The 20906-nt window shown below is 71.6% G+C and carries 18 protein-coding genes and 1 riboswitch; of the genes, 9 read left to right on the forward strand and 9 right to left on the reverse strand.

Annotated features, from left to right (window positions below; translation table 11 throughout):
• A complete protein-coding gene (locus tag Aph01nite_RS30370; protein ID WP_204044461.1) occupies positions 1-1200 on the reverse strand; it encodes a CaiB/BaiF CoA transferase family protein in 1200 nt (399 codons plus the stop codon).
• A complete protein-coding gene (locus Aph01nite_RS30375) occupies positions 1197-1880 on the reverse strand; it encodes a GntR family transcriptional regulator (protein ID WP_204044462.1) in 684 nt (227 codons plus the stop codon). Before Aph01nite_RS30375 ends, Aph01nite_RS30370 begins: the two co-directional genes overlap by 4 nt.
• Positions 1881-2000: 120 nt before the next feature.
• Between Aph01nite_RS30375 and Aph01nite_RS30380 the strand changes: the two genes are divergently transcribed.
• From Aph01nite_RS30380 to Aph01nite_RS30415, 8 genes are all read left to right on the forward strand, one after another.
• Positions 2001-2933, forward strand: a complete 933-nt coding sequence (locus tag Aph01nite_RS30380) for a hydroxymethylglutaryl-CoA lyase (RefSeq protein ID WP_204044463.1) — start codon at positions 2001-2003, stop codon at positions 2931-2933.
• Positions 2930-4033, forward strand: a complete 1104-nt coding sequence (locus Aph01nite_RS30385) for a Zn-dependent alcohol dehydrogenase (RefSeq protein WP_204044464.1) — start codon at positions 2930-2932, stop codon at positions 4031-4033. Before Aph01nite_RS30380 ends, Aph01nite_RS30385 begins: the two co-directional genes overlap by 4 nt.
• Positions 4030-5406 (forward strand): aldehyde dehydrogenase family protein, encoded by a 1377-nt coding sequence (locus Aph01nite_RS30390; RefSeq protein ID WP_239162100.1) that lies wholly within the window; start codon positions 4030-4032, stop codon positions 5404-5406. Before Aph01nite_RS30385 ends, Aph01nite_RS30390 begins: the two co-directional genes overlap by 4 nt.
• 46 nt (positions 5407-5452) lie before the next feature.
• A riboswitch (guanidine-III (ykkC-III) riboswitch) is annotated at positions 5453-5511 on the forward strand.
• A gap of 13 nt (positions 5512-5524) precedes the next feature.
• Positions 5525-5848: a DMT family transporter gene (locus Aph01nite_RS30395; protein WP_204044465.1), complete on the forward strand. Its 324-nt coding sequence runs from the start codon at positions 5525-5527 to the stop codon at positions 5846-5848.
• Between the two features lie 63 nt (positions 5849-5911).
• The gene (locus Aph01nite_RS30400; protein WP_204044466.1) at positions 5912-6445 is read left to right on the forward strand and encodes a PadR family transcriptional regulator; all 534 of its coding nucleotides are present in this window, start codon (positions 5912-5914) and stop codon (positions 6443-6445) included.
• Positions 6442-7182 carry an ABC transporter ATP-binding protein gene (locus tag Aph01nite_RS30405; protein ID WP_204044467.1) on the forward strand — a complete coding sequence of 247 codons (741 nt, stop codon included), beginning with the start codon at positions 6442-6444 and terminating at the stop codon, positions 7180-7182. The genes Aph01nite_RS30400 and Aph01nite_RS30405 overlap by 4 nt, the downstream gene beginning before the upstream one ends.
• Before the next feature lie 5 nt (positions 7183-7187).
• Positions 7188-9008 (forward strand): FtsX-like permease family protein, encoded by a 1821-nt coding sequence (locus Aph01nite_RS30410; protein WP_204044468.1) that lies wholly within the window; start codon positions 7188-7190, stop codon positions 9006-9008.
• Positions 9009-9103: 95 nt separating this feature from the next.
• Positions 9104-10123 carry a DNRLRE domain-containing protein gene (locus Aph01nite_RS30415; protein WP_204044469.1) on the forward strand — a complete coding sequence of 340 codons (1020 nt, stop codon included), beginning with the start codon at positions 9104-9106 and terminating at the stop codon, positions 10121-10123.
• Positions 10124-10133: 10 nt separating this feature from the next.
• On the opposite strand, the gene Aph01nite_RS30420 is transcribed toward Aph01nite_RS30415, so the two are convergent.
• On the reverse strand, positions 10134-10841 hold the full coding sequence (locus Aph01nite_RS30420; protein WP_204044470.1) for a hypothetical protein: 708 nt from the start codon (positions 10839-10841) through the stop codon (positions 10134-10136).
• A gap of 178 nt (positions 10842-11019) precedes the next feature.
• Between Aph01nite_RS30420 and Aph01nite_RS30425 the strand changes: the two genes are divergently transcribed.
• A complete protein-coding gene (locus Aph01nite_RS30425; protein ID WP_204044471.1) occupies positions 11020-11427 on the forward strand; it encodes a hypothetical protein in 408 nt (135 codons plus the stop codon).
• A 52-nt stretch (positions 11428-11479) separates the two neighbouring features.
• Here Aph01nite_RS30425 and Aph01nite_RS30430 read toward each other — a convergent pair whose 3' ends face one another.
• The 6 genes from Aph01nite_RS30430 to Aph01nite_RS30455 all read right to left on the reverse strand — a co-directional run bounded on the left by Aph01nite_RS30430 (position 11480) and on the right by Aph01nite_RS30455 (position 20813).
• Positions 11480-12109 (reverse strand): TetR/AcrR family transcriptional regulator, encoded by a 630-nt coding sequence (locus tag Aph01nite_RS30430; RefSeq protein WP_204044472.1) that lies wholly within the window; start codon positions 12107-12109, stop codon positions 11480-11482.
• 29 nt (positions 12110-12138) lie between these two features.
• Positions 12139-12960 carry a class I SAM-dependent methyltransferase gene (locus Aph01nite_RS30435; protein WP_204044473.1) on the reverse strand — a complete coding sequence of 274 codons (822 nt, stop codon included), beginning with the start codon at positions 12958-12960 and terminating at the stop codon, positions 12139-12141.
• Positions 12961-13037: 77 nt separating this feature from the next.
• On the reverse strand, positions 13038-14036 hold the full coding sequence (locus tag Aph01nite_RS30440) for a hypothetical protein (protein ID WP_204044474.1): 999 nt from the start codon (positions 14034-14036) through the stop codon (positions 13038-13040).
• Positions 14033-14542 (reverse strand): SigE family RNA polymerase sigma factor, encoded by a 510-nt coding sequence (locus Aph01nite_RS30445; RefSeq protein WP_204044475.1) that lies wholly within the window; start codon positions 14540-14542, stop codon positions 14033-14035. Before Aph01nite_RS30445 ends, Aph01nite_RS30440 begins: the two co-directional genes overlap by 4 nt.
• A gap of 186 nt (positions 14543-14728) precedes the next feature.
• Positions 14729-16492 carry a hypothetical protein gene (locus Aph01nite_RS30450; RefSeq protein ID WP_204044476.1) on the reverse strand — a complete coding sequence of 588 codons (1764 nt, stop codon included), beginning with the start codon at positions 16490-16492 and terminating at the stop codon, positions 14729-14731.
• Between the two features lie 316 nt (positions 16493-16808).
• The gene (locus tag Aph01nite_RS30455) at positions 16809-20813 is read right to left on the reverse strand and encodes a hypothetical protein (protein ID WP_204044477.1); all 4005 of its coding nucleotides are present in this window, start codon (positions 20811-20813) and stop codon (positions 16809-16811) included.
• Positions 20814-20906: the final 93 nt, after the last annotated feature.

Below are 20906 nucleotides of genomic sequence, written 5' to 3' on the forward strand. Positions count from 1 at the left end.
CTAGATCACTCCGGCCGCGGCGAGCCGCTCCAGCTCCTCGTCGCGCAGGCCCAGCAGCCCTCGGTAGATGTCGTCGTTGCTCGTGCCGAGCGCCGGGCCGGTGGATCGCACCGCGCCCGGGGACTCGGACAGTTTGGGGAACACGTTCTGCATGGCGATGTCGCCGAGCAGCGGGTCGGCGAGCCTGACGATCGCCTCGCGCGCGGCGAAGTGCGGGTCGCCGAACATGTCCTTGGCCCGGTAGATGCGCCCCGCGGGCACGCCGGCCCGGTGCAGCGCCGCCAGGAGTTCCTCGGCGTCGTAGCCGCGGGTCCAGTCGGCGATGACGGCGTCGAGTTCGGCCATGTACTCGCCGCGGGCGCTGTGCGTCGCGTACCGCTCGTCGGTGACCAGGTCCGGCCGGTCCATCACGGCGGCGAGCCGGCCGAACACGGTGTCCTGGTTGGCGGCGATGAGCACGTCCTCGCCGTCGCGGGTCGGGTAGACGTTGCTCGGCGCGACGTTCGGCAGCACGGGGCCGGTGCGTTCCCGCTGGTAGCCGGCCTGCTGCCACTCCGGCAGCATCGACTCCATCATCGCGAGCACCGACTCGTAGATGGCCGCGTCCACGACCTGGCCCCGGCCGGAACGTTCGCGTTCGTGCAGGGCGACGAGGGTGCCGAGGGTGGCGTACATGGCGGCCAGCGAGTCGCCGAGCGAGATGCCGGCCCGCGACGGCGGCTCCTGCGGGGAGCCGGTCACGTACCGGATGCCGCCCATGGCCTCGCCGATCGAGCCGAACCCGGCGCGCGCCGCGTACGGGCCGGTCTGGCCGAAGCCGGTGACCCGGGTGACGACCAGCTTCGGGTTGAGCTCCCACAGCCGCTCGGGGGCGAGGCCCCAGCGTTCGAGCGTGCCCGGCCGGAAGTTCTCCAGCAGGACGTCGGCCCGGGTGACCAGCCGCCGGACCAGGTCCTGGCCCTCCTCGGTACGCAGGTCGCAGGTGACGGACTTCTTGTTGCGCGCCACGACCGGCCACCACAGCGACGTGCCGTACGGCTTCTCCCGGCCCCACTGGCGCATCGGGTCGCCGTGCTTCGGGTCCTCGATCTTGATGATCTCCGCGCCGAAGTCCCCGAGCAGTTGGCCGCAGAACGGGCCGGCCAGCAGTTGGCCGAGCTCGAGGACGCGGACGTCACTCAATGGCAGGGGGCGGGTCATTCAGGTTCCTCCGGGGTGTCGGCGGGATCTCCGTAGGCGGGCGCCTGGACGCGGCGGGGCCCGAGCAGCGACGCGCGCGCCGACAGCAGGTGCGCGTGCATCACGGCTTCGGCCCAGTCCCCGTCCCGGGCGCGCAGGGCGGCCACGATCTCGAGGTGGTGGTTCACGCTGCGGCGGCGGGCCGCGTCGTCGAACGCGTGCAGCGTGCGCAGCAGGACGGAGGCGTGGATGAGCTGGCCGACCGTGGCGGTGACGACCGAGCTGCCGGCCAGGTTGTTGAGGGTGGAGTGGTACTCCGCGTTGAGCCGGTACACCTCGTTGAGCCGGCCGGCCTCGGAGTGCTCCCTGAGCGCGGTGGCGATGTGCTCCAGCCGGTCGATGTCGGCGGCGGAGGCGGCCGTGGCGGCGGCGCGGGCGGCGAGGCCCTCCACGTGGGCCCGGATCTGGAAGATGTGTTCCAGATCCGCCCGGAGGTACTCGACGACCCGGGCGCCCTTGTTCGTGGTGATGTCGACCAGCCCCTCGGCCGAGAGGCGGCGCAGCGCGTCCCGCACGGGAGTACGGCTCACGCCGAGCTTCTCGGCCAGCTCGACCTCGCCGAGCCGCTCGCCGGGGGCGTACTCCCCGCCGAGGATCTGCTCGCGCAGTCGGTCGACCACACGATCGCTGGCTGCCGTCATTTCCGACGTCTCCGTTCGTTAGTTGTGTACATTTAATCGACCCTCAGGCCGAGGACAAGGGGGTGGACGCTACTTTTCTTCGTGATTGCACACATCTCGGCGGGGGTGCTAAACAGAGCCATGGCATGGGAATCCGCCGTTGAGATCGTCGAGGTCGGCCCCCGGGACGGCCTGCAGAACGAGAGCACCCTGGTCACCACCGAAGTCAAAGTTGCATACATCCGCGCTCTGGTGGACGCGGGCGTCCGCCGGATCGAGGCGACCAGTTTCGTGCATCCGCGACGGGTGCCGCAGATGGCGGACGCGGAGGCGGTCATGGCCGGCGTGCCCAGGCGGGCCGGGCTGAGCTACATCGGCCTGGTGGTCAACGGGCGCGGCCTGGAGCGCGCCCTGGACGCCGGGGTCGACGAGGTCAACGCCGTGGTGGTGGCCACCGAGACGTTCTCGCAGCGGAACCAGGGCATGTCAATCGCCGAGGCGGTGCGCTCGTTCGCCGCGATCAGCGGAAGCGCCCACGACGGCGGGCTGCGGGTCACCGCGACCATCGGGTCCAGCTTCGGCTGCCCGTTCGAGGGCGAGGTCGCCCCGGCCACGGTCGCCGAACTGGCCCGGCGGTGCGCCGACGCCGGCGCCGACGAAATCGCCCTCGCCGACACCATCGGCGTGGGCGTGCCCGCCGACGTGGACCGCCTCGTCGACGCGGTCCGCGAGGTCACCGGCCTGCCGCTGCGTTTCCACTTCCACAACACCCGCAACACCGGCTACGCCAACGCCCTGCGCGCGGTGGCCCGCGGCGCGGCGGCGCTGGACAGCAGCGGCGGCGGCATCGGCGGCTGCCCGTTCGCGCCGGCCGCTACCGGTAACATCGCCACCGAGGACCTCGCCTACGCCCTGCGCCGCTCCGGCGTGGCCTCCGGCCTGGACCACCACAAGCTCATCGACGCCGCCGCGCTCATCGAGCGCGAACTCGGCATCCGGCTGCCCGCGCTGCTCGGGCGGGCGGGCGACTTCCCGGCCGCGCAGCCCGGGAGGACGGGGGACGTCCCATCATGAAGGCCGCCATCATGACCGAGGTGGGCGCTGAACTGACCGTCGCCGACGACGTCGAACTCGACCCGCCCCGCGCCGGCGAGGTACGCGTCGACGTCCTCCACTGCGGCGTCTGCCATTCCGACCTGCACTACCTCGACGGAACCCTGCGCACCGGCCTGCCGGTGATCCTCGGGCACGAGGCGGCGGGCGTCGTCAGCGAGACCGGCCCCGGCGTGACCGGCCTGGAACCGGGCGACAAGGTCGTGCTCACCATGGCGCCGTCCTGCGGGCGCTGCTACTGGTGCGCGCTCGGGGAGCGTACGCTCTGCCAGCGCTTCGCCGGCCTGGTCGGCGGCGCCTACCCGGACGGTTCCACCCGGCTGTCCTGGCGGGGCGCCCCGGTCCGGCGCGGTCTGGTGCTGTCCGCGTTCGCGCGGCAGACGGTCGTCCCGGCCGAGGCGGCCGTACGGATCCCCGGCGACGTGCCCACCGAGATCGCGGCGGTGGTCGGCTGTGCCGTACAGACCGGCGTCGGCGCCGTGCTCAACACGGCCAGGGTGCCGGCCGGAGCGTCGGTCGTCGTGGTCGGGCTCGGCGCGGTCGGCCTGTCGATCGTGCAGGCCGCGGTCGTCGCGGGCGCCACCACGATCCTCGGCGTGGACACCGCCGCCGCACGTCGCGAGCACGCGATCCGCTTCGGCGCGACCCACGTGCTCGACCCGGCGGCGGACAAGGTCAGCACGGTCGCCCGGGACCTCACCGCCGGGCGCGGCGCCGACTACGCCTTCGACGCCGTCGGCAAGGGCGACATCGTGCAGACGCTGCTCAAGGCCACCCGCAACGGCGGCACGACCGTGATGGTGGGCATACCGTCCACGACGGACACGGTCGTCGTGCCGGCGCTGATGCACGGCTTCTACGAGAAGAAGCTCATCGGCTGCTACCTCGGCTCGGCCAACCCGCACCGGGACTTCCCCCGCATCCTGGACCTGTGGCGGGCGGGGCGGCTCGACCTGGGCGGCATGGTCACCATGCGCCGCCCGCTCGACGAGATCAACGCCGCGGTCGCCGACCTGAGGGCGGCCACGGGCGTGCGTACCGTTCTGGAGATGACGAAGTGAGATACGACCGCGCGTTCGTCGGCGGCGAGTGGGTACAGATCGACGGCGAGACGATGGACCTCGTCGACCCCGCGACCGAGGACGTCTTCGCGACCCTCCACCTCGCCGGGGCGCCGATGGCCGAGGCCGCGATCGAGGCCGCCCGGGCCGCCTTCGACGGGTGGAGCGGCACCGGGACGGCCGGCCGCGCGGCGATCCTGCGCCGGGTGCGCGCGGCCGTCGCGGATCGCGCCGACGAGTTCGCGGCGCACATCACCCGGGACATGGGCTGCCCGCCGAAGATCGCCGCCGCGGTCCAGGTCGGCACGCCGCTCGCCGTCCTGGACGGCTATCTGTCCACCGCGGCGGAGGTCGCCGAGCAGGTCGGCAACTCCCTCGTCGTACGCGAACCGGTCGGCGTGGTCGCGGCCATCACGCCGTGGAACTATCCGCTGCACCAGGTGGTCGCCAAGGTGATGCCGGCCCTGCTCGCCGGGTGCACGGTCGTGCTCAAGCCGAGTGAGACGGCGCCGTCCGCGGCCATCCTGCTCACCGAGATCCTCGCCGCCGAGGGCGTACCGGCCGGGGTGTTCAATCTCGTCGTCGGCACCGGTCCGGTCGTCGGCGCCACGCTCTCCGCCCATCCCGGCGTGGACATGGTGTCCTTCACCGGCTCCACCGCCACCGGCCGGCAGATCGCGCGATCCGCCGCCGACACCGTCAAACGGGTCGCGCTCGAACTCGGCGGCAAGTCCGCGAGCGTGCTGCTGCCCGACGCCGACCTCGCCAAAGCGGTCAAGGCCACCGTCGCCAACGCGTTCCTCAACTCGGGTCAGACCTGCACCGCGTGGACCCGGCTGCTCGTGCACCGGGATCAGCACGACGAGGTCGCCGCGCTCGCCGGGGAGTTCGCCGAGGCGATGTCCGGGCGTCTCGGCCCGCTCGCGTCGCGCGCCCAGTGGGAGCGGGTCCAGGGATATCTCGAACAGGCCGACGCCACCGCGATCACCGGCGGTCCCGGCCGTCTCGCCGGCCGCGACCGCGGCTACTTCTGCCGGCCCACCGTCTACGCCGGGGTACGCCCGGACGCGAGGATCGCGCAGGAGGAGATCTTCGGCCCGGTCCTGTCCGTCCTCCCGTACGCGGACGAGCCCGACGCGCTCGCGATCGCCAACGGCACCCCGTACGGGCTCGCCGGCGGCGTGTGGTCGGCCGACCGGGACCGCGCGCTCGCCTTCGCCAGACGCATGCGCACGGGCCAGGTGGACGTCAACGGAGCCCGGTTCAACCCGCTGGCGCCGTTCGGCGGCTACGGCCAGTCCGGCAACGGCCGCGAACTCGGCCGCCACGGCCTCGACGAGTTCACCGAACTCAAGGCCATCCAACTGGACTAGGTGTGGAATCCTTTGGCGGTTCCGGCCGTTGGCCCAGATGCGGGCCTGTTTGGAGGATCCGCCCGGACGAGGTGCGCCGTACCCGGTCAGCCAAGACGACGCTCTGAAAGGAGCCGTCATGGCCTGGCTTTTGCTGGTCGCCGCTGGTCTGTTCGAGGTCGCCATGGCCTACTCGCTCAAGCTCAGCACCGGTTTCTCCGTCCCCCTCCCCAGCGTCGCCTTCGTCGTGTTCGCGATCCTCAGTTTCGGCCTGCTGGCGTACGCGCTGAAAAGCCTCGACGTCGGTACGGCCTACGCCGTCTGGACCGGTATCGGCGCCGTCGGCACCGCCTCGCTCGGCATGATCGCCATGGGTGACGACGTGAGCCTCGTCAAGATCGTATCGATCGGGCTCATCCTGGCCGGGGTGGCCGGGCTCAACCTCGCCGGCGGGACCCACTAGAACGCGGTTTTGACACCTCCCACGGGTAACCGCTATCTATTGGCCAACCGTTAGGGGGGTGGAGTGCAGGACGCAGTGCTGGCGATGCTGGCCAAGGAGCCGTCGCACGGGTACCACTTACACGCTCGGCTGCGGCGCAGTCTCGGCCCGCTGGGCGAGTCGATGAACCGTGGCCAGATCTACGTGACGCTGACCCGGCTGGAGCGGGCGGGACTCGTCGTCGGCGAACGGTCGGACGGCCTGCCCGAGCGGCCGGAGCGCAAGGTCTACGCGCTGACGCCGGCCGGGCAGCAGCGGGTGGCCGCCTGGCTGGCCGAGGTGGGCTGGCCGAAACCGGACCTGGCGGAGTTCCATCTCAAGCTCGCCGCCGCCGCGGCGGCCCGCCTCGCCGACCCGGTGGAGCTGGTGGCGGCGCAGCGGCGCGAGTTGCTGCGCCGCCTGCGGGAGGCGCAGCGGGCGGCGCTGGCCGAACCGGCGGGGTCGGGCGCCGGCCTGCTGCTGGAAGGGGTCACGCTGCGGTTGCAGGCGGACCTGCGCTGGCTGGACGCCTGCGAGCGGGCCTGGTCGAAGGCCGATGACGAAGTCGAGGGTGGATGAACGTGTCAAATGCCGCAGTCCGGGTCCGCGGCCTGGTGAAGGACCACGGACGCGGGCAGGGCCGGGTCCGCGCGGTGGACGAGGTCGACCTGGAAGTGCCGCAGGGACAGATGCTGGCGGTGATGGGGCCCAGCGGCTGCGGGAAATCCACCCTGCTGCACCTGCTGGGCGGCCTGGAACGGCCCACCGATGGAGAGGTGTGGGTGGCGGGGCGGCGCATCGACATGCTGAGCGAGCGAGCCCTGGCGCGCATGCGGCGCCGGTCGGTGGGGTTCGTCTTCCAGGCGTTCCACCTGGTGGAGGAGCTGTCGGCGGCCGAGAACGTGGAGCTGCCCGCACTGCTGGCCGGGCGCTCGCGCCGCCAGGCCAGGCGGCGCGCGAGCCTGCTGCTGGAACGGGTCGGGCTCGCCGCGCGCGCCCGGCACCTGCCGTCGCAACTGTCGGGCGGGCAGCGTCAGCGGGTCGCCGTCGCTCGCGCGCTGGTCAACGACCCCCTGGTCGTCCTGGCCGACGAGCCGACCGGCAACCTCGACACCGCGGCGACCCTCGACGTGCTGAAGATCTTCGAGGAGCTGCGTTCCCCGGGGCAGAGCTTCGTGATCGTCACGCATGACGAGCGGGTGGCGGCCACGGCGGACCGGCTGGTCTCGATGCGCGACGGGATGTTCGTGGACGACACCTGGCTGGCCGGCTCCCACCCGCGCGGGCTCGGCGGTCTGATCGGGCTGGAGGGCTGAACGTCATGGGTTCCCTCGCGCTCGTCGCGCGCCTGGTGCTGGCCGACGTGCGCCGGCACAAGGTCCAGGCCGCGATGCTGCTGCTCGCGGTGACCGTGGCCACCGCCACGATGGCCCTCGGCCTGTCCCTGCGCGACGTGAGCGACGGACTGTACGAGCAGACCCGCGCGGCCACCGCCGGGCCGGACGTGGTGGTGCTCTCCGGCGACAAGGGGCCGGCCGTGACCTCCGCCCTGACCTCCCTGGCGGACGCTCCTGAAGTGGTCGCCCACCATGGCCCCTACCGCATCGTCTACGCCGACCTCACCACGCGCGATTCCACGTCGTCTTCCGTGGTGTCGTCTTCCGTGGTGTCGTCTCCCGTGGTGGTGCACGGCTTCGCCGAGACGCCCGGCGCGGTCAACCGGCCGCTGGTGACCTCGGGTTATTGGGTACGCCCCGGCGGCACGGTCCTCGAACGCGGCTTCGCCGCCGCGCTGGGCGTCCGCGTCGGCGATGACGTCACCATCGCCGGACGGCCGTACCCGGTCGTCGGGATCGCCGTCACCGCGGCCACCTCCATCTACCCCTGGGCGGCGCAGATCGGCCCGGGCGGCGGCCCGAGCGACTCCAGCGGCCTGGCCTGGATGACCCGATCGGACGCGCGGACGCTGGCGTCGTCCCACGAGCTCCCGGTGACCCTGGCGATGGACCTCAAGCTGCGCGATCCCGCCGCCACCGAGGCGTTCCGCCACGCCCACCGCGTCCCCGCCGTCCGGATCAACTTCCACTCCTGGCAGTTCAAGGCCACCCAGGACATGGTCATCCTCAGGGACAGCCAGCCGATCCTGGTCGTCGGGAGCTGGCTGCTCAGCTTCCTGGCCGTCACCGGAGTAGCCGCGCTGGCCGTGGCACGCGCCGCCGAGCAGACGCGCCGGGCGGGGCTGCTCAAGGCCGTGGGCGCCGGCCCGGGTCTGATCGGGACCGTCCTGCTCGCCGAGTACCTGGCGCTGGCGCTGGCCGGTGACGCGCTGGGGCTGGCGATCGCCCGCCTGGCCCTGCCCGCCATCGCCAGCCCCACCGCCAGCCGGATCGGCGAGGCCGCCGGGCCGACCGTGGCCACCGTGATCACGGCGACCATCCTCGCCCTGGTGGTGGCGGTGCTGTCCACGCTGCGCCCCACCCTGCGGGCCATGCGTACGGCGACCGTCTCGGCGCTGTCCGCCGGCGCGTACCAGCCGCGTCACCGCCCCTGGCTCACCGCGCTGTCGGCGCTGCTGCCGACGCCGCTCCTGCTCGGGCTGCGGCTGACCGCCCGCCGGCCGGACCGCGCCGTGCTGCAGGCGTGCTCCACCGCCACCACAGTGATCGCGATCGTCGCCCTGCTGACCCGGTACGTCCAGCCGGAGAGGGGCTACGGTCCGGACGGCTCCTTGGCCCTGCCCAACCTGCGGGACGAGCACGACCGCCGGCTGATGCTCGCCGTCGCCGTCCTGCTGATCGCACTCGCCGTCGTGAACACCATCACGCTCACCTGGACCACGGCCATGGAGGCCCAGGCGAACATGGCCATCGCCCGTACGCTCGGCGCCACCCCGGGGCAGATCTCCGCGGGGCTGTCCATCGCCCAGCTCCTGCCCGGCCTGCCCGGCGCCGTCCTCGGCGTTCCCCTGGGCCTCGGCCTGCTCTCGATATTCGCTGCCCCGAACTGGACCGTACCCCCGTATTCCTGGCTGTACGGCGCCGCACTCGCGACTCTCCTGGCCACGGCGGCACTCACCGCCCTGCCCGCACGCCTGGCGGCGCGGCGGCCCGTGGCACAGGCTCTCAGCGCCGAAACAGCGTGATCGGCCTGTCGGACTATGTCAGGCTTTTTGTAAATGTCCTTTTTTGTTAGCGTCCTTGCGCGGTGTCCTTGATCACAGACATGCCAAGGAGTTTGATGATGGTGTGGCCGTCCCTCCGCCCGAGGAGGGCGTATCCCCTGCTCGTCGTCGCGGCGATGACCTCGATGGTGTCCGCGGCCGGGCTCACCGCCCTCCCGGCCGAGGCCCACTCCACGACGATCGAGCGTGTCTTCTCGTTATCCCCGGTCGAGGACGTAGACGTGTCCGAGTGGAACGACGAGAACTCGCCGGCCGGAAACTACAACTCTCACCTGGCGACGGGAACCATCTACGGGTACGCGATCCGCGCGCTCCTGAGGTTCGACACGGGCGTCCTGCCACCCGGCACGGTCACGTCAGCCACCCTGTCGCTCTCCAACAACGCCGCGCCGAGTTGTGGCCCGGAGGTCGGTGAGGGGATCCAGGTTCGCCGCGTCACCAGCGCCTGGAGCCAGGAATTCCTGCACTGGGGCAACAAGCCCGACTCGACGACCGAGGATGCCCAGATCGCCACCAAGGCGGTCACCCCGGAGTGCGAGACGTGGCCGGACCGCGTCGAGTGGCCGGTGACGGGCATCGTCCAGGACTGGGTGGACGGAGCGGAGAACCATGGTCTGGTCCTCCAGTCCCCCTCCGAGGACACCAGCGTCGACAACTACCGGTGGTTCTGGTCCTCCGAGAACCCGGACCTGCATCCGTTGCACGATCCGCCCGTCCTCACGGTCACCGTCGCCGTGGTGTCGGCGCCCAGGATCTTCAAGTGCTATCTCGGCCCTGCTGATCTGCCGATGAGCGGCGGCATCAAGGTGCTCTCGCTGACCCCGACCGCCGGCACGGTCGTGACCGACCCCGCCGGAGGCGCGATCGGCGAGATCGAGATCGAACACGACCCCGCTGCCACCGGCCAGGGCACCGGCCCGATCTGGAGCGCGTCCGCCCCATACAGCGTCACAGTCCCCCCGGGCGTCCTGCAGAACGGCTGGGACATCCGGTGGCGTTGCCGCGCGACGAACCCCGCGGCCGGAACTCACTCCGACTGGTATCCATGGCGGTATGGCACCGTGGACGTACCTTGATCACATCGCGTTACGCGAACGGCAATCCGCTGAATTCACCGTCGAAACAGTGCTGAGCATGGCGACGCATTCGGGAGCCGTAGTCCGGATGCGTTTCCAGGGCGGTAATCCCACGTGAGAAATCGATGTCCAGCACCCCGGCCATGTGCGCGAGATACACGTCGAAGCCGGGGTACTGGACACCGAATTCCGGCACGTCCCGAGCGAGATCGGCGTAGTAGAACACCGGATACTCGCCGTACGCGTCCGGCTCCCCGGCCACAAGAACAAGATGAAGCCCCACGCTCCGTCCCGGACTCGGCAACGGCAGACATTCATCGAACCGCGCCAAAGGCCGAAGCGATTCACGTCCCCAAATGTCGTTCCAGGACACGCCCTCCTCATCGGGCTCATCGAGATCGGCGCCCTCATACCCCCGTATCTCGATCGCACGAACGAAGTCCGTCAGCGTAACCGGGGCGACCTGCCCGACGCCCTTGTCCGCGAACCAGTCGAACCGGCGCAACAGACTGGTATCAAACGCCAGCCACGTACGCAGGCTAGGCGGAAGCGGCCGACCACTCGGCAACGTCAGCTTCTCCAGCACCTCAACCGCCATCGGCTCAGGTTCACCCTCGATCCACGGCCCCAGCCACCGGTCGTGCTCGGCGAACAGCCGCCCTGGCTTGGCCCCAACCGACTCGACAACCCGCTCAACGAGTTCAACTCCATGATCCACCCGCGCGAGGCTACAGCGCCGACGACACCTCCTGCGCGTGAACCCTCAAGGTCGTATCAGCGGCCGCGTCAGGGCGGCGACGGCCCGGTGTCAGGAGGGTCGGTGATGGTGGATGCCATGAGCGGTCAGCGTCTGGCCGTTCAGGGGATTTCGTACCAGTTTGAAGGAGCGCATCACCATGGCTGTCACCCTTACCGATCAGGACAAGCTCACCCTGCAGACCGCCGCGTACGGTGCCGTCTCGCTGATGGCCGCCGCCGATGCCACCGGCAAGCCGCACCGGGCCGCCACCGACGGCTCGATCGCCCTGGGCTCCGCCACCGGCGTGGTCGGGCACGTGCTCGCCAAGTATCCGAAGGGCATGAACCTGAGCGGTGACTCGGTGGCCGAACTCGCCGACCAGGTGCTGCCGGCCCTGACGGCGGCGATGAGCCTGCTCAACCAGCAGGATCCGGCGGAGGCCGACAACTTCCGCCGTACCGTCATCGTGGCCGTCGAGTCAGCCGCGCGTACGCACCAGAGCCAGCCCAAGCCCACTCAGGCGGAGATGGTCCGCAAGATCACCGCGGCTCTCGATGCCGCTTGATGCCGGTCGTCACCGGGGTCTTCGCCGGGCCCCGGTGACACGGCATGGCGGTTCAGGTGATCCCGTGCAGGAGGGTGGTGATGATGCCGTCGATGTAGCCGGACGGGATGTCGGCGGGCGTCTGGTCGCCCTGGAAGAACATGCGCGGGAGGACCAGTTCGTGGCAGGCGCCGATGAGCATGGTCGCGGCGGCTTCGGGGTTCGCGGCCGGGCTGAGGCGGCCGAGTCGCTGTTCGGCTCTGAGGTATTCGGTCAGGTCGGCCTGGAGGCCCCGGCCGTCGGCCATGGGGTTGGCGAGGGTCGCGAAACGGGCCAGGACCTTGGGCTGGGAGACGAGGCCCGCGAAAGCGGGCATGATCGCTATGTGGAGGCGGAGGGCGTAGCCGAAGTAGGCGCGCAGGTTGGCTTCCAGAGTGTCCTGGCCGGGGGTGCAGGGGCGGGCCCCGAGGGCGCGTTCGGCGTTGCGGACGTGCGCGTGGAGGGCGACCGCGAGGAGTTCCTCTTTGTCGGTGAAATGGTTGTAGAGGACGCCGTCGGCGACTCTGGCCCTCCTGGCGATGTCACGCACGGTGAGTCCGGCGGCGCCGCGTTCGGCCATCAACTCTTCGCAGGTGGCGATGAGATGGTCGCGCAAGCTCTGGTCGCCGCCGTCACGGAGCGCGGCCGCTTTTCTGGGTGACATCACCAAGGATCATATGCGGGCCCGATTCTTCATGGCCTGGTGGCGCTGATCAGCCAGGCGGCGCCCTGGAGCCGTACCCCGCCGGGGTGCTCGTGCGGCTTCAGTGCCGCCTCCAGCGTCGTACGGATCTTCGTTTCGGCACCGGCTTCGGCATGGCTGAGGGCGAAACGCACAGGACCCCAGGCGGTGAGGAACGCGGCGGCGTCGGGGGCGTCCCTCCCCCATATTCCGGCGGCCTCGACCGGGACGGCCGTCAAGTCGGCGAAGCCCGCCCGGGTGAAGACGTCGTCGATGACCGCCGGATCCGACAACGACAGCGGACCCGTACCGTCACCCGGGCCTCCGGCGGCGGGCAGGTGCTCGGCCATGGCGGAGAAGACGCGGCCCAGGTCTCCCCGGTCGAGGGGTTGCATGCTCAGGAAGGCGACGCGTCCGCCAGGGCGTAGCGCGCGGGCGATGTTGGCGAACCCGGCGACGGGGTCGGCGAAGAACATGATGCCGAACCGGCTGATCGCGAGGTCGTACGCGCCGTCCGGGAAGGGATGGATCTGGGCGTCGCCCTGCTCGAAGGTCACGTTGGTGATGCCCTCGGCATTGAGGCGGGCTCGGCGCAGCATCGGGGCGGACAGGTCGATCCCGTGCGCGCGTGACGCTCGCCGCGCGGCCAGACGGGTCAGCTGACCGTTGCCGCAGCCCACGTCCAGGACGCTGTCCTCGTCTCCGACGGCGGCGAGGACGTATTCGTTGAAGCCGCTGTTGACCGCGTCGTACCGGTCGTGGTGGTCGGCCCAGTGCGTCCCCTCGTATCCGTTCCACGCTTCTGCCTGCTGAGAGTTGACGACCTCAAGCATGTACGCCTCCATTATGAACGCTTGTTCATGAACGTACGTTCATAATAAGACGACGGCTGTCCGCGCGTCCATGGCCGTCAGGCGTTTTCGATGACGTGCGTGGTCCACCGGCGTTCGTCGGTGCCCAGCAGGGTGACGCGCCGTACCAACCCCTCCGCGCCGCCGATGGCGGCCAGCGACGCCGGTATCCCGCCTTCCCCGGGCTCGACGAGTACGCATACCGCGAGCCCGGCGGCGTACGCGCACGAGCTTCCCGGCAGAGCTGCCGATTGGCCGGCCTCCAGACCGACGTGAAAGGTGACGCGCGCGCCATTGCGTGCGGTGTAGAACATCACCAGTTCCCACGCCTCGTCGTCGTCGAACCGCGGACGCCAGAAGTGCACTTCCGTGACATCGAGGCCAGCGGGCAGGCCGTTGACGCGCAACGGCAGGGGCACCGGCCGGGTGCCGATCCTGACGTCCGCCGCGATACGCAGGAGAGTCGACCGGGGATCGGCTTCTTCCATGTAGTACGCGAGCAGTTCGGCCCACTGACCGCCGGGCACCTGCCACGTCAAGTACGTTCTGCCCCGGTTGAGCGGGTCGCGCGGATCGTCGCTGATCCAGTACGCGCGACGACCGTTCACCATGGGAGCAGGCAGCGCATTTCTCCCGTTCACCAGCGGCGGCTCGTCACTGGCCGCATACACGCTGAGCCACAGGCGCATGCCGAAGGCGCCACCGGCGCGCGCCATCACCTGGTCCCCGTGAGCGCCCGCCGTATGGCTTGTCCCGAGCACCGACTCGGGCAACCAGCCGAACGAGGCGTGAGCCAGCAGCGGATCGCTGCCCTGGGAGACCGACGCGACCGCTACCGTCTGACCTCCCCGATCGCTGATCGCCACCGATCCGCCGATCAGCAACCCGCAGGCGAGGAGACCGCCGATCAGCTTCGCACCCCGGCGACGCGTCAATCGGCGCCGCCCCGACGCTCGTGCCGCCGCGATGTCCAGCCGCATCGGCGGCGCGGGCGATCGCGCCAGCTCTCGCAGCCCGGCGGCCAGCCCGTCGTTCTTGTCATCGATTGCCGGCGTCATGACCAGACCTCCTCGGCAGGGGTGTCGAGCATGCGGCGCAATCGGTCGATCCCCCGGGCCGTCTGGCTCTTGACGTTGCCCTGCGAGCACCGCAGCGTCCGGGCGGTCTCCTCAACGGACAGGTCGCAGTAGTAGCGCAGCACCAGAATGGCCCGCTGGCGTGCCGGAAGCCTTGCCAGCGCCCGGCGCAGATCGAGGGCGCTGTCGAGATCGCCGTCGGTGACGGGCGGCTCCTCCTGCCCGTTGAGCGGAACCACCCTGCGAGTCCATGGGGAGCGGCGCTCGGCCAGATACACGTTGACCAGGACCGTACGGGCGTAGCCGTCGGCGTTGCCGGCCGCGCGTACCCGGGGCCAGTTCACGTAGAGCCGGGTGATGGCGATCTGCAGCACTTCGTCGGCTCGGTGCCAATCACCGCACAGCAGGAACGCGACCTGGCGTAACCATGACGCTTTGGCAGACACGTACTCGGTGAACTCGGCGTCGTGCGCGGAAGGTGCCGGCATTGGCTACCTGCCTCCTTCCGCGCGTACTCGTCATCCCTCTGATACGCCGGAACGGGCGGAGGTTGCATGGCCCTACGGCCGAAATCAAATAAGACAGGGCCGCTGATGAGGTATCCGGCGTTCCGAGATCGGGCTCATCCTGGTCGGGGCCCGACGTCGCCAGGACCGCTCAGTCGACGGGCAGGGTTATTCCAGGAGGTCCCAGCGAATTCCGCTGGATGGGTCGCCGCGGCCGGGGCGTTTGTGGCGGCGTAGCCACACGTGCAGGGAACCGTCGTGCCAGCGAGCGAGCTGCCAGGCGCGTTGTACGCGTACGCCGCCGGCCGGCACTTCCTCCTCGTACAGCCACATCGGCCGGCGGGGGTCGAGCAGGGTGCCCTGAGGGCCGACGGGTCCGGCGGTCGGGGTCCAGTCGCGCATGCGGGCCCGTCGCAGTCGTATTTGGGCCGAATCGGCCGCGACCCGTTCGGCGACGAACGGCACCCACCAGGGAGGCGCGGTCGCCTCCAGGCGGTAACGCCAGGCCCCTTCCTCAGAGGACCCCGCGGACGGCAGGGACTCCGGGGACGGCGGAAACTCCGAGAACCGCGGGGACTCCGAGGACTCCGAGGACTCCGAGGACGGCGGGGATTCGGAGGGGTCGGTGGAGGGGTGGCGGGGCCAGGTGTTCGAGCGGCGCATGCCGCGGCCGAGAGGGCCCTCGATGAGTTCTTCGATGCCCCAGGCGAGGTTCGCGGTTTCGTCGCGGGTGAGGGTGACCTGTTCCAGCGCGGGCCCGGACAGGCCGGTCACGGTCGCGGGGACCAGCAGCCACGGCGACGGGTGGGAGTCGTTCGGCTCGTCGCCGGTCAGTTCGAAGAGGCGCCAGTTGCGGGCCGTGCCGGTACGGTTGAAGTCGATCTTCGCGGTGGACTGGACGCGGGTGCGGCGGCCGAAGGTGTCGACGACCTCGACCGACTCGATCTCGGTGAGCGAGCCGACCGGCACCGGCAGGGGGACCACGAAGTGGTCGTCGGCGTACACGGTCGCGAACTCGGCGACGAGGAGGCGGGCCAGGTCGGCCGGGCCGGCCTCGATGTCCCCGAAGTGCACGGTGCCGTCCTCGAACTCCCACCAACGCGACGCCGGCATGCCCGGGTAGCGGATCGGCGTGGGCACAGCCACGGTGGTACGCCGCGGTAGGTCCGCGGCGGCCAGTCCGTGGGTCTCGTTCCTCTCGCGCGTGAGGTCGAAGGTGTACCAGTCGAGGCGCCCGCCGTCGTGTTCCGGGGCGGCGAGGACGAGTTCGCCGGTCGTGGTGGACGCCGCGACGCTGAAGGAGTGTTCCAGCCGCTGCTCGTCCCAGCTGGACCCGGCCGTCGGGACGGCCGCGCGGGCCGCGCGCCAGTCCTCGATCTCGGCCATGGCACGGACCCGGTCGTCCTTACCGAGTCCGCCGAGCGCGGCCTCGATCTCCCCGACCGGTACGGCGGCGAGGCGGCCGGCGTCGAAGGCCCACCGGGCGAGCAGACCGGCGGCGGCCCGACCGGGCTCGCCGACATCGACAATCGCACCGGTGGCACGGTGGCCGAAGGCCGCACGCAGCAACGGTACGGCCCCGCCGAGCCCGCGTGCGCGCAGCCGCCGGATCAGCCGGTGGCCGGCGCGGGCCGCCGCGTGCAGGCCGGCCGAGCCGAAGTCCGGTTCCGCCGTCGCCTCGACCACCGCCTCCAGCGGACGATCCTCCGGATAGGGGACGGTGGCTCCGCCGCCCGCGCGGTAACTCCCCAGGCGCGTGGTGCGGCTGACCACCCGGACCGCCGCCGGCTGCGCCGCGTCGTCGCCGGTGAACTCGCCCACCTGCGCCTGCCGGGCGAGCATCCACAGCGGGTCAGCGATCCGCGCCTGCACACCCTCGCTCAAGCCGGGCGCGTGGACCATGCTCTCCAGCCGTTCCCAGAACTCACTCATCCGGCAGCAACTCACCCTCGCTCAGGCCAGGAGCATGCACCATGCTCGCCAACGGCTCCCCGAATTCAGCCATCCGGCGCCGCCTCACCCTCACTAAAAACCCCTAACCGAATGAAGCCGGTCACTCTTGGCGCCGGTGCGGCGAGAAGCGTCACCTGCGTTAACGGCGCCGGATAACGGCGAAGCGCTGGCGCCTCGGGTCATTCGGTTGGGCGCTCTAAGGCCCGCCGCGCGCACCATACTCTCCAGCCGCTCCCAAAACTCACCGTCGCTCAGGCCAAGCACCTGCACCGTGCCCTCCAGCGGCCCCCAGGAATCACTCATCCGACGCCTCCTCCCCCGGCCACGGCGTCATGCCGCCGGGGACGTACACGGTCGGGACCGCCCGGCCGTACGCGAGTAGGTCTTCGGTGCCGACTGGGCGCAGGGCGGCCCATTCCAGGGTCTCGGTGAGGGTGTCCAGGACGAGTTGCCGGCTCCACGGTTCCCCGTCCGGGGTGACGGCGAGCAGCCACGCCTGTGGTGGCCGGTTGCCGGGTGCGTCGAACTGGAGCGCCAGCCCGGTGTGCTGTTCCGTGCCGGGCACCCGTTCGGACCAGCCGTCGACGGCTAGTCCGCACGCGACGCCACCGGTGAGCGGCGTGCCAACCGCCACGATGGACAGTCGGCCGCCCGTGCCAGCCGGGACCGGCCCGAGGGCCGCCCAGGGGTCTCCGGAGACGGCCGGAAGCTGTGCCGCGCGGGCGTGCAGTCCGCCGTCGTCGGCGAGCAGTTCGCTGAGCATGCCGGCGGTGACCAGGCGGCCGACGTCCGGCCTGACCTTCGCGGCGGCGTGCAGCCAGGTGTCGACGTCGTCCGGCCCGGCGACGGGTGGCTGGAACGGGAGGTCGACGGGGAATCGCCCGAGCAGCGGCACTCTCCCGCCGACCAGCGCGGCCAGCCGCTGCCGCAGGCCCGGACGGGGGTCGGCGGCGTCGACCTCGGTGGCGAGGACGGTGGCGTGCCGACGGGCACTCGCGGCGGCCAGCCGGGCGGGGTCGGGATCGGCGAGCCCGTACCGCGCCAGTTGGGCGGGGTTCTGGGTGATCGTCCCGAACTCGGCGACGAGCGTCCGTACCGCGTCCAGCGCAGCCGAGTCGTCCAGTTCCGGTTCGCCGGCGGTGTGGCCCGGCCGTACGTCCCGGGAGTCCGCGACCCGCAGCGACTCGATCGCTCTGCGGAGTTCGATGGCGAGCACTGCGAACTCGGTCAGCGTGATCGGGGCGGTACCTCCTTCGGATGGTTCGACCCGAATTGACGGCACGCCGAGGCGGGCGGCGGCGAGTGCGGCCAGTGGCGCGGCGGCGACCGCCGGATCATCGCCGGCCAGGTAGATCGCGTCGAGCGCGGACAGGCCGAGGTCGGCGAGGGTCATGGCCTGGCCGGGGACCGTGAAGCCGACCTGACCGGCGGGCGGCAGCAGACCGGCCACCCAGGTGTCGAGTTCGGGCGCGACGCGGTCGCGGACACCGGTGACCCAGCCGCGCCCGGGATGGGCCGCGCCGGGGTCGAGCAGGATCAGGACACGATGTTCCACGGTGGTCCCGGCGCGGCGGCTGCGGGGCGCGCGCAACTCGGGGGGCGCGTGCGTGCCCGCCATTGCTCCGAGCGTGGCCGTCGCCCGCTCGGTGTTGCCGGCGGCGAGCTGGTGTACGGCCTCCACCAGCGCCACATCGTTGGTCGCGTCGAAGGCGTCCTCGATCTCGGCGAGCGCGGCGGCGACGTCGGCCGCGGGTTCGCCCAGGCGGCCGGCGCGGTGCAGGTCCAGCAGTTCGATGCCGTCGACCGGCTGGTCCGGCGGCGTCTGCGCGCGCCCGGTCGCGGCCAGGACCCGCTCGCGGGTGGGGTGGATGTGCGCGTCGGCGTTCCGGTCGTGCAGCGCCCGCTCGAACCGGTAGCCGAGCAGCGCCCCGAGCGTCTGGCCCTGCCGCAGGCCGTCGAGCAGCCAGGAGGCGGTTCGCACGCGAGCCGAGGTGTAGGCGACCGCGGCCGGGGAGAGCGGATCGTCGCTGCCGTGCGCCAGCCAGCCGGCCCGCAGCAGCGCGGCCGTCGTCGCGTGCGCCATCGACGGCGCGTGGACGAAACCGGCGCTCTCCACGTCTCGGTCGCGTGGCCTCAGGTCGGTGACCCAGCCGTACGCGCCGATCTGGATGCCGGTCGGGCGCGCGGCGCGCAGCCGCCGCAGCCGCTCGGTGGCCAGCGAGGTCGCCCACGCGTCGAGCCGGTGCGTGCCCAGGCCGAGGCTCTCCCGCAGCAGCCAGTCCAGCTCTTCGGGGGTCCGGGTGGCGAGCAGGTCCAGGGCGTCCGGCAGCGCGGGATCGTCCGGCGCGAGCGGCAGCGTACGGTCGAGGAGCTGGTACAGCAACGGCTGCCGGTCGAGGAATCCGGCGTCCAGGGCGGGCGGCGCCATACCGGCGGTGTTCCGCTCGGCGTACCGTCGCCGCAGGTCGGTCAGGTAGTCGGCGGCCGTGTGGCCGGGTGGCGCGTTCGGGGCCTGGATCAGGCCGGTGTCGCCCCACTCGCGGGCGGAGCCTTCGAGCAGGCCCTCGATCAGTTCGGTGCCCGGTTCGCCGAGTACGCCCTCGAACGCGAGCAGGTCGAGCCTGCGGACCGGCTCCTGGCGCGTACGGTAACCGCGTAGCAGCGCCAGCACCGTGTCCACGAAGGACAGCCCTTCGGCCAGCGGCTCGCCGGAGAGCTGGTCGGGCAGGTACCGCCGCACCTCCTCCCACACGGCCACCTGGGTGTCGATGGAATCGATGCCGACGTCGTTGGAGATGATCGCGTAGCTGACGGCGATCTCGCTGTACGGGCTGGTCAGCGGCGTGTCGCTGGCGAGGTCGAGTTGCCGTTCGACGGCCGTGGCGTACCACTCGTTCGGGGTGAGCGCGCGCTCGAACGGGTTGAGGCTGGAGTAGGTGTGCAGGCGGCGGCTGAACAGACGCGCCGGGTGTGGCTGGGTCGCCAGCACTGTCGCGATGTCGCCCTCGCCTGCGTAGTTCGGGTCTAGCCTGGGCAACCCGGCCGCCGCCCGCCGCCATTCGCCGATCAGCAGCGAGACGACGTGCTGCACGTGTTCGGCGGTCGTGTCCGGTTCTGCCGGTGAGGTGGAGCGCCGGACCGGCAGCACGCCGTACGGTTGCGGGCCGATCCTGACGCAGGGGTACGGCGCGCCGCCGGTCACGTGGGTGACGCACCAGTCCCGCAACGCGGCCACCGCCGCACGGCTGATCGCCGGGGTGCCGCGCACGCGTAGCACGTCCCTCGTGAACGTGCCGAGCAGCGCCTCGAACATCACCCGTACCATCGCCCGGGACCGGTCCCGCTCGCGATCGGTCCCGTACGGCGCGCGAGCGAGCGTACCCGTGCCCGCCAGCCCGAGCGCGTTCGCCAGCCGGTGACCGTTCTCCCCGGGGCGTGCGGTGACAGAATCCAGTTCGTCCTCCGCCCGGCCGCCGGGCGTGGCGCCGGTGCCCGCCGACTCGGTGCTGTTGGTCGGGGTTCCCTGCGGCACGAACGCCAGCCCACCGGTACGCGCGTGCGCCGCCAGCAGCCGATCCAGCTCGGCGGCGGCTCCGGCGGGTTCGTACGAGGCCGCGACGCCGACCACCAGCAGCCGCTCGATCCCGTCGAGCGCGCCGGCCGCCGCGCCGGTCAGCGGCACGGTGATCGCCATGCCGACCTCGACGGCCCGGTCGTAGTCGAACATCCACGCCAGCGCCTCGTCGATCTTGAGGCCACTTCCCGGTGCCTGCCACGGCGGCGCGCCCGGGTCCGGGGCGGTACGCAGCCCGGCGGCGACCGGCCGGCTCGTGACGCGGAACAGCTCACCCGCCGCCGAATAGCCGACCGCCAGCCACCGGTCCGGCAGCAGCACCGGCCCCGCCGGGCCGCGTTCGCCCTTTCCGCCCACCTCCGGAAAACGGAGCACGCCCCGATCGACCATGGGCCGCAGCAGCCGCGCGAGGTGGCCGGCACGTTCGGCGCCGACCCTGGCCACGTGGTCCCGCCACTCCTTCTGGCGGGCCCTGTCCCCCCGGGCGGCGTGCCAGCCGCGCCAGAACCGGATGGTCAGCTCGATCTCGCCGGTGCTCGCGCCGGGCCGGTCAGCGTCGATGTGGATCTGGTCCGGGTACACCCGGATGCGCAGCTGCGGCGGGCTCGCGCGGCGCACGAAGCGGGTTTCCAGCCGGATCGGCAGAAGCAGCAGCGGCAGCCCCGCGTCCAGGCCGGCGAACGGATCCGGCCCCGACTGCCGCGGGCCGGGCAGCGGCGCGCTCATCGCGAACCACCGGGCCGCTCGAACGGCAGCTCCTCGGACACCGGTTTCTCGGACACCGGCTCCTCGGACGGCGGTCCCTTGGACGGCGGCTCC

This window comes from Acrocarpospora phusangensis, assembly GCF_016862995.1.
GTDB lineage: Bacteria > Actinomycetota > Actinomycetes > Streptosporangiales > Streptosporangiaceae > Acrocarpospora > Acrocarpospora phusangensis.

Bases quoted from the DNA above. Each gene is read 5' to 3' on its own strand.
- Aph01nite_RS30370 (WP_204044461.1), bottom strand. From the start codon at position 1,200: ATGACCCGCCCCCTGCCATTGAGTGACGTCCGCGTCCTCGAGCTCGGC.
- Aph01nite_RS30375 (WP_204044462.1), bottom strand. From the start codon at position 1,880: ATGACGGCAGCCAGCGATCGTGTGGTCGACCGACTGCGCGAGCAGATC.
- Aph01nite_RS30380 (WP_204044463.1), top strand. From the start codon at position 2,001: ATGGCATGGGAATCCGCCGTTGAGATCGTCGAGGTCGGCCCCCGGGAC.
- Aph01nite_RS30385 (WP_204044464.1), top strand. From the start codon at position 2,930: ATGAAGGCCGCCATCATGACCGAGGTGGGCGCTGAACTGACCGTCGCC.
- Aph01nite_RS30395 (WP_204044465.1), top strand. From the start codon at position 5,525: ATGGCCTGGCTTTTGCTGGTCGCCGCTGGTCTGTTCGAGGTCGCCATG.
- Aph01nite_RS30405 (WP_204044467.1), top strand. From the start codon at position 6,442: ATGAACGTGTCAAATGCCGCAGTCCGGGTCCGCGGCCTGGTGAAGGAC.
- Aph01nite_RS30410 (WP_204044468.1), top strand. From the start codon at position 7,188: ATGGGTTCCCTCGCGCTCGTCGCGCGCCTGGTGCTGGCCGACGTGCGC.
- Aph01nite_RS30415 (WP_204044469.1), top strand. From the start codon at position 9,104: ATGATGGTGTGGCCGTCCCTCCGCCCGAGGAGGGCGTATCCCCTGCTC.
- Aph01nite_RS30425 (WP_204044471.1), top strand. From the start codon at position 11,020: ATGGCTGTCACCCTTACCGATCAGGACAAGCTCACCCTGCAGACCGCC.
- Aph01nite_RS30430 (WP_204044472.1), bottom strand. From the start codon at position 12,109: ATGTCACCCAGAAAAGCGGCCGCGCTCCGTGACGGCGGCGACCAGAGC.
- Aph01nite_RS30435 (WP_204044473.1), bottom strand. From the start codon at position 12,960: ATGCTTGAGGTCGTCAACTCTCAGCAGGCAGAAGCGTGGAACGGATAC.
- Aph01nite_RS30440 (WP_204044474.1), bottom strand. From the start codon at position 14,036: ATGACGCCGGCAATCGATGACAAGAACGACGGGCTGGCCGCCGGGCTG.
- Aph01nite_RS30445 (WP_204044475.1), bottom strand. From the start codon at position 14,542: ATGCCGGCACCTTCCGCGCACGACGCCGAGTTCACCGAGTACGTGTCT.
- Aph01nite_RS30450 (WP_204044476.1), bottom strand. From the start codon at position 16,492: ATGAGTGAGTTCTGGGAACGGCTGGAGAGCATGGTCCACGCGCCCGGC.
- Aph01nite_RS30455 (WP_204044477.1), bottom strand. From the start codon at position 20,813: ATGAGCGCGCCGCTGCCCGGCCCGCGGCAGTCGGGGCCGGATCCGTTC.